The organism is Citrobacter sp. Cpo032 (genome assembly GCF_030332975.1).
Taxonomy (GTDB): Bacteria; Pseudomonadota; Gammaproteobacteria; order Enterobacterales; family Enterobacteriaceae; genus Citrobacter; species Citrobacter portucalensis.
In genome coordinates this window covers 82457-92857 of sequence record NZ_JAOWGU010000040.1, presented here as the reverse complement: position 1 = coordinate 92857, position 10401 = coordinate 82457, and the positions used below count along the sequence as shown (strand labels likewise).

Below are 10401 nucleotides of genomic sequence, written 5' to 3'. Positions count from 1 at the left end.
ATGCCTGATGCGCTGCGCTTATCAGGCCTACGATTTGCACGCTGCCGTAGGCCGGATAAGGCGCCAGCGCGCAGATTTGTATGCAGATCGGTTTTACAAAATAACCGCAATCACAATGCCTGATGCGCTGCGCTTATCAGGCCTACGGTTTGCACGCTGCCGTAGGCCGGATAAGGCGCCAGCGCGCAGATTTGTCTGCAGAACGGTTTTACACAATAGCCGCAATCACAATGCCTGATGCGCTGTGCTTATCAGGCCTACGATTTACACGCTACCGTAGGCCGGATAAGGCGCCAGCGCGCAGATTTGTCTGCAGAACGGTTTTACACAATAACCGCAATCACAATGCCTGATGCGCTGCGCTTATCAGGCCTACGATTTGCACGCTGCCGTAGGCCGGATAAGGCGCCAGCGCGCAGATTTGTCTGCAAAACGGTTTTACACAATAGCCGCAATCACAAAGCCTGATGCGCTGCGCTTATCAGGCCTACGATTTGCACGCTGCTGTAGGCCGGATAAGGCGCCAGCGCGCAGATTTGTCTGCAAAACGGTTTTACACAATAGCCGCAATCACAAAGCCTGATGCGCTGTGCTTATCAGGCCTACGATTTGCACGCTGCTGTAGGCCGGATAAGGCGCCAGCGCCGCATCCGGCTAAAACATCAGAATTTCCAGGACACACTGCCGACAATGCTGCGCTCGGCGCCGAAGTAGCAGTATGAGAGCGAGTTACAGGCTGCAACGTAGCGCTTGTCGGTCAGGTTGTTAACGTTCAACTGCGCGCTCAACCCTTTAATGCCGATATTCGTTAAGTCGTAACCAATCACCATATCCACCAGCGTGTAGGACGGCAGGGTGTGAGTATTCAGGCGATCGCTGGTAATACCGTTAACGTAGCGCACGCCTGAACCCAACGTCAGGCCGTCCAGCGGACCGCTTTTCACATCGTAGCTCAGCCAGGTACTGGCCTGGTTACGCGGGGCGTACACTGCGCGCTTGCCCTGTTCTTCCGGGCTGCTTTTCTTATAGCGAATGTCGGTATAGGTATACGCCGCCTGCAAACGGAAGCTATCCGTCAGTTGGCTAATTGCCTCCAGCTCCACCCCTTCAGATTCAATTTCCCCAATCGAGCGGTACGGATCGGTCGGCTCTTCTTTGGTGGCAATATTCGTCTGATTGATACGGAACACCGACGCGCTGAACTGACTGTTAAGTCCTTCCGGCTCATATTTCAGCCCCGCTTCCCACTGCTTGCCTTTCATCGGATCCAGCAGATTGCCGTTCTCATCGGCAAAGCTGGTTGGCGTAAAGGCAGTGGAATAACTCACGTACGGCGCAAAGCCATTATCGAATAAATAGAGCAGCGCGGCGCGGGTGCTGAAGTTGTTTTTATCCAGATCGCTGCGAGTATCCTTGATCTTATCAATGTTAGAAACGCTGACCTGATCGTAGCGACCACCGAGCGTAATACGCCAGCGATCCCATGACATCTGATCCTGCAAATAGTAACCCGTCTGGCGCAGCTTGTGTTTCTCACGCGCATACATGTCGATGTAATCAGGCTTCGCGCCGTACACTGGATTAAAAGCGTCAATCGGCGGGAAAGCGCCGTAGTAACCGGTAGTATTGTTGCTGCGATCCTGATAGTCGATCCCCACCAGCAGACGGTGGTTTACCTGCCAGGTATCAAAGCTGCCGTCGAGCTGGTTATCCAGCGTAATCGCCGACATTTTTTCATCGGAGCCGGAGTAACCGCGATTAAGCTCGGTTTCATTCAGCCAGCCCGCCGCATACACCTGATTCAGCTCAACGTCGGTATGCAGATAGCGCAGCTTTTGCCGCACCGACCAACCGCTATCAAACATATGCTCAATGTTGTAGCCCACCATGTTTTCACGGCGATCGTATTTGTCGTAATCATCCTCGCCTTCGTAAAAGGTGTTGGAGATCTTTTGCCCGTAATGCGGAACCACGGTGCCGTCATACGGCAGACCGGAGTGGCTACCGCCTTCCGGGTCACGGTGCAGATAGGCCATCAGATCCAGACGCGTCTGGTCGGTGATACGCCAGGTCAGGCTGGGCATCAGCGCGTAACGCTCTTCCTTCAATGGACCAAACTGCGAGTCCGCGTAACGCGTCATCCCACTCAGTCGCGCCGCCACGCGATCGTTATCATCCAGTGCCCCGGTGACGTCAAACGCCGCGCCGCGCTGGTTATTGTTGCCGGCAAACAGCTTCACTTCGCCGCCCGCATCAAACGATGGCTTACGTGAGGTCAGCGCCACAATGCCACCCGGAGAGGAACGACCATACAGTACGGAAGCCGGACCGCGTACGACTTCGATATCTTCGAGGAACCACGGATCGACCACCAGCGAGCTGTGTGAGTTGGTGTCGCCCATCATCTTCAGACCATCGAGATAGACGTTATCCAGGCTACCGTCAGAAAAGCCACGCAGCACGATGTAGTCAAAGCGGTTGGAAGCGCCAATCTGATTGCTGTACACCCCCGGCGTATAGCTGACGGCCTGGCGCACGCTGGTTGCGCCCTGCTCTTCAAACTGTTCACGGGTAACGATCGATACCGACTGCGGCGTTTCAATATCCGGCGTGGCAAGCTTCGTGGCCCCGCTCTGCATCTGCGAGGTGACAACCACCGTATCGTTTTTTGTTGTTTCCTGCGCCAACAGAGGAAAAGCCACGCTGCCGGTAACCCATCCCACCAGCAGCGCCAAGCGAGTCTTCGCGAACATGAATATCTCCAAAGGCATGTCTAATTGTAAGTGAGAATTATTACCTTTTTGCTGGCGGAGATAGCTATGCCGGATGCCAGGTTGCCTATGCGCAGTGCCAAATTGTCAGGAAATCACGTGCGTAAAACGCAAATATGGATTAGCAAAGTTTGAGCAAATCACCGGGTGAAAAGCCGTAACGGCGGCGAAAAGCGGTAGAAAAGTTGGTGGCGTGCTGATAACCCGACATCCAGGCCGCCTGCTGTACGCTATATCCCTCCAGTAGATAGCCGCGCGCACGTTCCAGACGGCAATCGCGCAGGTAGTCGAATACCGAACAGCCATAGGCTGCGCGAAACTTGCTACGCAGACTACTGGGGCTCATTGCCGCGCGTTGCGCCAGTTCATTAAGGGTGTAGTCTTTTTCGGGACTCTGCTCCAGCAGTCGGCGAACGACCTCCAGCCGCTGCTGCTCACCGCTCGCCGCAAGACGTTTACCGCTCTCGACCTGACACACGCTGAGGCCATGACCAAACAGTTGTAATATCAGCCCTTCCAGCATCAGCTGACGAGAAATATGGCTAATCGTACTCTGCTGCGCGTACTGCAGTCCGCTGAGTAAAAACCCCGGCACCTGCCAGATAAGCGTCGGCGTCTGGCATCTTTCCCACTCACGCATCAACGATTCGAGCAACCCCGTGCGACACGCGCCGTCGGGATACAAACCGAGCGATAATGTCCGCAGTTTACAATCAGCATGATGACGGGCACGCATCGTCTGGTGCTCACTCAGGCGTGAGCTAAACGCCATGCCGGAGCGCACCACATGCTCCTGTCCGTTAAGCGTCAGGATCACGCAGCCTTCCAGTACCACCAGCATATACAGAGGGCTGTCGTGACGAGAGGTGGTTTCGTAGGGTTGCAATACCTGTACGTCGGAGTGCGTCACGCACATCCCACATGGGAGAGTCATCTCCTCAATTTCACCTTGCAGAACAGGGCTGCCAGACGGTAAATCCGGCCTTTGTGCCAACTGGGGAAAGCGGTAATCGATCCCGTAGCGCTCACCAAAATCCATAAACTCGCTGACGGAGAAAGTGCGAGCGACGCGTCCGGAGGCATTCAGGGCGGTGGTATTGTTCATGCTGTCTTCTGCACAGGAAATGGGATTAACGGTTTATAACTGAAGCAACATTACCATTACCTGCGCAATACGACAATAATAATGAGAACCATTATCAATATGATAGTTAGCAGAATAAACAGCTTAATCCAGCCAGTTTAGATCTGCCGAGGAGACACACGGCGCAGCCTCTTTTAACCAGCGATACAGCAGCTCAATATTTCTGAGCCGTGTTGAAGCCTTTGGCCAGACAAGGTAATACCCCTCGCCAGTCGCCACCGCATCTTTAAACGGTAACGCCAACATCCCTGCCTGAATGGCCGCCAGGCTTAACAGCAGGTCGGCAACGGACACGCCATGACCGCTCATCGCGGCAAGACTGCCCTGCTCCAGGGTGTCGAACACTTTGCCTCGCGCAAGATTCAACGCCGGAAACTTTCCGGTGCGTTGCAGCCACCGACGCCAGTCACGGCGATCCGCTGAGGGATGAATCAGTTCACAGGCAGAAAGATCGCGCTGCGCCTGCACCAGCAGTGCGGATGAGCACACCGGGATAAGCCACTCCTGAAACAGCAACCGGCTGTCGGTATCGTCACCAAAATGGCCATTCCCTAACAGGATCGCACAGTCATACGGTTCACGACCGAAGGATACCGAATCGGTATCCATCCAGACGCTGGAAATTTCGACAACCGGGGTCGGATGCGCTTCACGGAAATGACGCAGCACGTCCAGAAGCCAGCGCATCGTCAACGTAGACGGCGCTTTCAGCCGTAGCTCATGACTGCTGCTGCGAAAGGCATGACACGCGTGTTCCAGACTCTGAAACCCAGCCGTCAACTGCTGCGCCAGCCCTTGGCCAGAAGGCGTTATCTCGATACGCGGGCCGCTGCGGACAAATAGCTCACAACCAAACCATGCCTCCAGCGTGCGAATATGACGGCTTACCGCGCCCGGCGTCACGTTAAGTTGAATAGCGGCTTTACTGAACGATCCCAGACGGGCTGCGGCTTCAAAAGCCCTCAGGGCATACAACGGAGGTAGCGTCATTCTCAGCTTCTATGTTGAGTTTTACTCACAGTAGAGCGCAGTTTTATTCGTTTTTCAATGCGCCACGCAGGCGGAATACTGATGGAAAATATCATCAGGATAATCAGGTATGAATTTCACTTTACTGGCTACCTATAGCCTCAGCGTAGTAACCCTGCTGTTAACTCCGGGTCCTGTCGTGGCGCTGATTACCACCACCGCGTCGCAGCACGGCTATCGCCGGGCCTTTATCACGCTGATTGGCACTAACGGCGCTTCTTTAGTATTGATTGCTCTGGCTGCACTGATGCTAGCTGGCGTGGTTTCAATCTCTGCGATATGGCTTGGCGTACTGGGTCTTGTGGGATCGTTGTATATCGGTGTGATGGCGATTAACGGCCTGCGGGCCAGGGACTCAAAACCCGGACTGTGTGCGCCAAAACGCGATAACAGCGGGCTTATCCATGGATTTCTGACAGGGGTCGCTAACCCAAAGGACATTTTGTTTTTCGTAGCATTTTTTCCCCAGTTCATTGCCATTACGCAAGATTTCACCACCAGCATTCTGACGCTAACGCTGGTGTGGGTTATTTTTGATGTTACGGTGTTGTCTTTTTACATCATGGTTTTCAAACGCTGGATGCCAGAGCGGTTTGCCAGACGCAGCGTTTTTATCTCCTCCCTGTTTCTGCTCGCGGTGGCGGTGTTTGGCATTATTTATAATGTACACGCGCTACAAATGCTCTCACCCGCGATGTGATCCCCAACGAATTGTTCAGCCAGACATCTCATCTTGCACTGGGAGGAATAAAATAAGAACAAATCGACATTAACATTATTAATGGATTTATAAACCAGGATTCAGAAAATATAGACGATAACATTTTCCTGGCGTTCAACTGGCACCCTCACCCATGACAATGCATCAACGGCGACAGGTGCCATTTCATTTTCTAAGCGAAGTAGAGGCGTGTTGCCATCTGGCACAACCGTGCTTTCACCGATCTCAAGAACGCCCCGAAAAGAAATGGATACATTGTCTGGCGTATCCGACAACCTTATCCATTCGGTTGTAATCACTAACTTTCGAGTAAACATTCGCTGTCCTTTGCGCGTGGTATATATCCGATAACTTCACAGGTAGATCAATACACTCTTTGAACAAACAGAAATTTGTCCCCCATATCAGTTAAGCATTACTTAACAGAAAGAAAATTGAAGTAATAAAACTCATTCGAAATATGTTTCACAAATTCAACCGGCAGGTTATGTTTGATGAACGTTAACTTTGCAAACTCAATATCGCCGTACACTCGAATACAGAAAGGTTTGACTATCTCCCCCTGCACGCCAAAGCACTCCTGAAGCCGGGTGTCATCCATAAAAATAAAGTCACCTTTTCTGACCTTAATACTCTCATTAAGGCCTTGCCACTTCTCCGGAGTGAGCAGAAAGCTCTCCCATCCATTATTTCTCAACACTTCAATCGTGTGAGTAAATTTAAAATAGTCGTTTTGCATTGTCACATCACCACTCGATGTGGCGTACAAATATTCTATTTTAAATTTAAGTTGTGCATTGAGGCTTTTTTTCTTCCCCTCATCAATTAACCACTGAAGCTCACTGCCAATGCTCTTCGAAAAGATTTTTCTTTTTTTGGCAATAGCCAGCCAATGCATAATGAATAGATGCTCTGACATTTTAGAGTAGATTTTATGATCCTTTATTGCGATACCAATTGCGACTAACGCACTCCAGGTAAAGGCTTCCAGATCATCCTGATAATGATGTCGTAACGTACTAACTCTTCCAGAATCCCTTACCACTTAAACCTGCCCAAATAAATCATCATTGTTATTCCACGTCATTCTTGTATTACTCTATTAAAAAATTACTACAACTAAAATCGCCAAAATATGATCCAGATTAACTTATCCCTATGTAATAAACGTGCAAATATAATACATCATACTTATTAATCATTAATCTGGGGTGGCTCAACAATGACTAATAAGAATAATGCGATAAAGATAAAGATTAATAATAATCACCAGTAATCAATATCACCTTTTGTGATGAGACCTGTAAACAGAAAAAGCAAACTACCGGGCATTCAGCAACCAGGAAGTTTGCTTATTACAGACGAAGTTAATAGAAAATACCGATGATCAGGGTATGCGTTACAAAGCCCACAATCAACGGTACGGCGGTACGTTTAACCACATCAAATGGCGTTATTTTCGCCCCACTGGAAACGGCAATCACCACGCCGGAAACCGGTGAAATTGCCCGCCCCATATGTGATGCCTGCTGCATCGGCAGGATCATGGCAACAGCGTTAGCGCCCATACTTGCCGCGATTTGCGGGATCAGCTCAACGAAAGCAAGGAATGGCGCATTACCCGATCCCATAATAATTGCTGCCGCCAGCGTCACCAGCGCAAACACCACCGCCATAGCAAATGGAGGTAATCCCACGTGCTCCGCCATCAGGATTAATTGATCAATGGCACCAATAACTTTAATCCCGTGAGCAAAAACACCTGCCGCAACCAGTAGCCCAACCACCCCGGTAAAGGCGGTGCCCATGCCTTTAAGGAAATGGCTGAATCCTTCGCATACTGACTTTAAATCACGCACCCGCAGCCACTCAATCAACATGCAGACAGCCATTGAAATGAGCACAATGGTGATAATATTCAGGTTAATACCACTGACGAACATTTCCGATGATCCCACCGCCATCAATATCGGAAGCATCGGGAGCAGCGCATAAAAAGCCGGGGCTTTTCCTGAATCAGTCACCTCAGCGCTACCGATTTCCCGTGGAAGCGTCCCCGCTTTACGGTCGCAATGCCGCTGCCAGAAGAAATGGCAGACGCCGACGACCAGCACGGTTGCCAGCGCTGCGGGTCCCTGGTGGTAAACAACGTATTCCACCACATCCATATTGACCGCTTTAGATCCCCTGATAGCATCGATGGCCGTCGGGGTATACGCCACACCAAGCGAGGTGGCAATAACCCCAGCAGCCGAGGCCGCAGAAAGCCCTAACCCCAGCATAATGGGGAACATCGTCCCCATCAGCAACACGGCAAGCCCGGTAGCGGATGGGATGGCCAACTGCAGGAGGCTGGCGAGCAGATAGGAGAAAAATAGAAGCACATAGGGCGAACGCAGCGCGCGCAAAGGTTTCGTCACGACCCGCACAACCGCTTCATTTGCCCCGATATGATCCATGTAATGCGCAAATCCCATGAGCGCCATAATCATCAGGCCGAGATCGGCAGCACGCGTACTAAAGAGATCGCGCATCACCTCGAAAGGATCGAGAAATGAAATCCCCGTACTGGCAACGCCCTTCGGTAATACAGAACCCCATCCGGTTAACGCCGTACAAATCATCAACACCAGGCCCGCAATGAACAGCACCGGTTCAGCGCGATAACCTTTCAGTATCAGACGCGCGACCACCACGATAACCAGTAGGGCAATTAACACCTGAATCATGACTGAGCTCTCCTCTGCGCGAACTCAGCAAAGGTTTCCTCAATGACCGCTACCACCACATCGCTGGCGGCTCGCAGTGAACGCACCGGTAGATATTCATAAATTGAATGAAAGTTATGAGCACCGGTAAAAATATTCGGGCAAGGCAGTCCTTTCTGCGATAGCACTGCGCCATCATACCCACCACGCATGGCGACAGGTTGCGGGGTAATGCCACACTTCTGATACGCGCGAAACGCAATATCAATCGGGTAGTGTGCATCGCCCTGCAAGCTATTGAACACATTGGCATAGCGATCGGTTAAATGACAGACCACGCTGTTTTCTCCCCACAGCGCGCAGGTGCTGACGGCAAGCTGGCGGATATATGCCATACGCGCCTTATACCCTTCTTCGGTAAAATCCCGGATATCTAGCTTAAGTACCGTACGGGCGCTGTTACCCTGAAGCTGTTTTACCCAGTAATACCCTTCGCGTCCTTCCGTATACTCAGGCGCCTCTCCTCCGGGCAGCATCGCAATAAACTTATGCGCCATCAGCAGCGAGTTCTTCAGCTTACCTTTGGCCGACATAGGGTGCGCGGACTGGCCGGTAAAGATGATTTCCGCATCACCCGCGTTCCAGTTCTCGTAGACAAACTCTCCAATGCCGCAGCAGTCCAGGGTATAGCCAAAACCAGCGCCAAACGCCGCAACATCAAACGCTTTTGCTCCCCGTAATCCCTGCTCTTCATCAGGAACAAAACCGACCTTCACCGGCCCATGCTTAATCTCCGGGTTCGCGATCAGGTACTCCAGAGCATTCATAATCGCGGCGATGGCGGCTTTATCATCAGCCCCTAGCAGACTGGTACCATCCGTCACCAGCAGGTCATCGCCGACATAATTTTTCAGTTCCGGAAATTCACTTTCACGCAGATAAATATTCAGCTCTTGATTCAGACACAAATCCCCACCGCTGTAGTGAAGACGTTGCGCATTTGTGTCCGCGGTCTGTTCCGCGCTGGTATCCAGATGGCCAAAAAAGGAAACGACAGGGATCGTGTCATCGGTATTTCCAGGTAAGGTCGCGGTCACAATAGCGGTATCCCTAACCTCAATGTTTTCCATTCCTAATGATTCAAGTTCTACTGCAAGTAGTTTTGCCAGTTCCATTTGACCAGGTGAAGAAGGCATTATCCCATTAGCACCATTTTCCCTTGAGGTCGTGGTATTGATTTTCGTGTAGTTAATAAAGCGTTCAACAATATCCATTCCAGGAGATCCTTTAATGTATCATTTACGAGGTACTGCAAGAGAAGACCTGCATACAGCGTGGGGTTGAATAATCTGAGAACAAAATAAAATCAGCGCTCATCCCAGAACGCTGATTTTATGGGTGTTACGACAACGATTTATATAAAGGAAGATAAAAAAGGCCAGTAATTACACCAGTGATTAAAAACTCCTTTTGATTGATAAAATCATATTCCCTGTCTGTTTTTACTACATTTTCCATGGTGTTAAGCTAACAGAAGTCATAAACGGCATTCGTATGTCTAAGGGATAATAAAAATCATTTAGATTCTTGCCCCCGATACCGACACAAGACATACCATCGCTATATTTTTTTAATGAACAAATGCTGTAACAGCAACATGCAACCGTTTGCACCTCTCTACAAATAGCCACTTAACGCACTAAAATCCGTGAACAAAATCACAATTACTTCAAAAGCGAAAATTAACATAACGCTTAAAAACAGATAGTTATAAGAAAAACTATATAATACCCATATAAATAAAGATGAAATCACACTATTCACCATGAAATAGATTCATAGCGATACTATTTCAACATTACCGTATGGTTCACAGAACAAAACCTGTCGTCATCACCAATGCAAAACAACAAGAACAATAATATTAAATTATCTATTTATGACGATTATCAAAATTATACACAGGCAAAAAAAACCTCTCCCCTGAGAAGAGATTCAGGGCAGAGGTAATACGGGTGTTAAGGACAT

The 10401-nt window shown here is 50.1% G+C and carries 8 protein-coding genes; 1 reads left to right on the top strand and 7 read right to left on the bottom strand.

Translation table 11 applies throughout. The annotated features are described in order from the left end of the window. Window positions 1-662 precede the first annotated feature (662 nt). The 3 genes from foxA to OGY33_RS10355 all read right to left on the bottom strand — a co-directional run bounded on the left by foxA (window position 663) and on the right by OGY33_RS10355 (window position 4905). Window positions 663-2771: a ferrioxamine B receptor FoxA gene (foxA, locus tag OGY33_RS10365; protein ID WP_100247269.1), complete on the bottom strand. Its 2109-nt coding sequence runs from the start codon at window positions 2769-2771 to the stop codon at window positions 663-665. 121 nt (window positions 2772-2892) lie between these two features. Further along, window positions 2893-3876: a helix-turn-helix transcriptional regulator gene (locus OGY33_RS10360; RefSeq protein WP_008783852.1), complete on the bottom strand. Its 984-nt coding sequence runs from the start codon at window positions 3874-3876 to the stop codon at window positions 2893-2895. Between the two features lie 123 nt (window positions 3877-3999). Further along, window positions 4000-4905 carry a LysR substrate-binding domain-containing protein gene (locus OGY33_RS10355; RefSeq protein ID WP_191238826.1) on the bottom strand — a complete coding sequence of 302 codons (906 nt, stop codon included), beginning with the start codon at window positions 4903-4905 and terminating at the stop codon, window positions 4000-4002. Window positions 4906-5014: 109 nt separating this feature from the next. Here OGY33_RS10355 and OGY33_RS10350 point away from each other — a divergent pair, with 109 nt between their 5' ends. Further along, entirely contained in the window at window positions 5015-5644 is a 630-nt protein-coding gene (locus OGY33_RS10350; protein ID WP_048226381.1) for a LysE family translocator, read from the top strand. Between the two features lie 101 nt (window positions 5645-5745). Here the strand turns inward: OGY33_RS10350 and OGY33_RS10345 are convergent, their stop codons facing one another. The 4 genes from OGY33_RS10345 to pepT form a co-directional block, all read right to left on the bottom strand. Next, complete coding sequence (locus OGY33_RS10345) at window positions 5746-5982, bottom strand: hypothetical protein (protein WP_020996594.1); 237 nt, start codon at window positions 5980-5982, stop codon at window positions 5746-5748. 98 nt (window positions 5983-6080) lie between these two features. Then, on the bottom strand, window positions 6081-6710 hold the full coding sequence (locus OGY33_RS10340; RefSeq protein ID WP_191238827.1) for a DUF2913 family protein: 630 nt from the start codon (window positions 6708-6710) through the stop codon (window positions 6081-6083). Between the two features lie 322 nt (window positions 6711-7032). Continuing rightward, on the bottom strand, window positions 7033-8394 hold the full coding sequence (gene dcuC, locus OGY33_RS10335; RefSeq protein WP_003830889.1) for a C4-dicarboxylate transporter DcuC: 1362 nt from the start codon (window positions 8392-8394) through the stop codon (window positions 7033-7035). After that, window positions 8391-9647, bottom strand: a complete 1257-nt coding sequence (pepT, locus tag OGY33_RS10330) for a peptidase T (protein ID WP_191238828.1) — start codon at window positions 9645-9647, stop codon at window positions 8391-8393. The genes dcuC and pepT overlap by 4 nt, the downstream gene beginning before the upstream one ends. Window positions 9648-10401: the final 754 nt, after the last annotated feature.

Bases quoted from the DNA above. Each gene is read 5' to 3' on its own strand.
- foxA (WP_100247269.1), bottom strand. From the start codon at position 2,771: ATGCCTTTGGAGATATTCATGTTCGCGAAGACTCGCTTGGCGCTGCTG.
- OGY33_RS10360 (WP_008783852.1), bottom strand. From the start codon at position 3,876: ATGAACAATACCACCGCCCTGAATGCCTCCGGACGCGTCGCTCGCACT.
- OGY33_RS10355 (WP_191238826.1), bottom strand. From the start codon at position 4,905: ATGACGCTACCTCCGTTGTATGCCCTGAGGGCTTTTGAAGCCGCAGCC.
- OGY33_RS10350 (WP_048226381.1), top strand. From the start codon at position 5,015: ATGAATTTCACTTTACTGGCTACCTATAGCCTCAGCGTAGTAACCCTG.
- OGY33_RS10345 (WP_020996594.1), bottom strand. From the start codon at position 5,982: ATGTTTACTCGAAAGTTAGTGATTACAACCGAATGGATAAGGTTGTCG.
- dcuC (WP_003830889.1), bottom strand. From the start codon at position 8,394: ATGATTCAGGTGTTAATTGCCCTACTGGTTATCGTGGTGGTCGCGCGT.
- pepT (WP_191238828.1), bottom strand. From the start codon at position 9,647: ATGGATATTGTTGAACGCTTTATTAACTACACGAAAATCAATACCACG.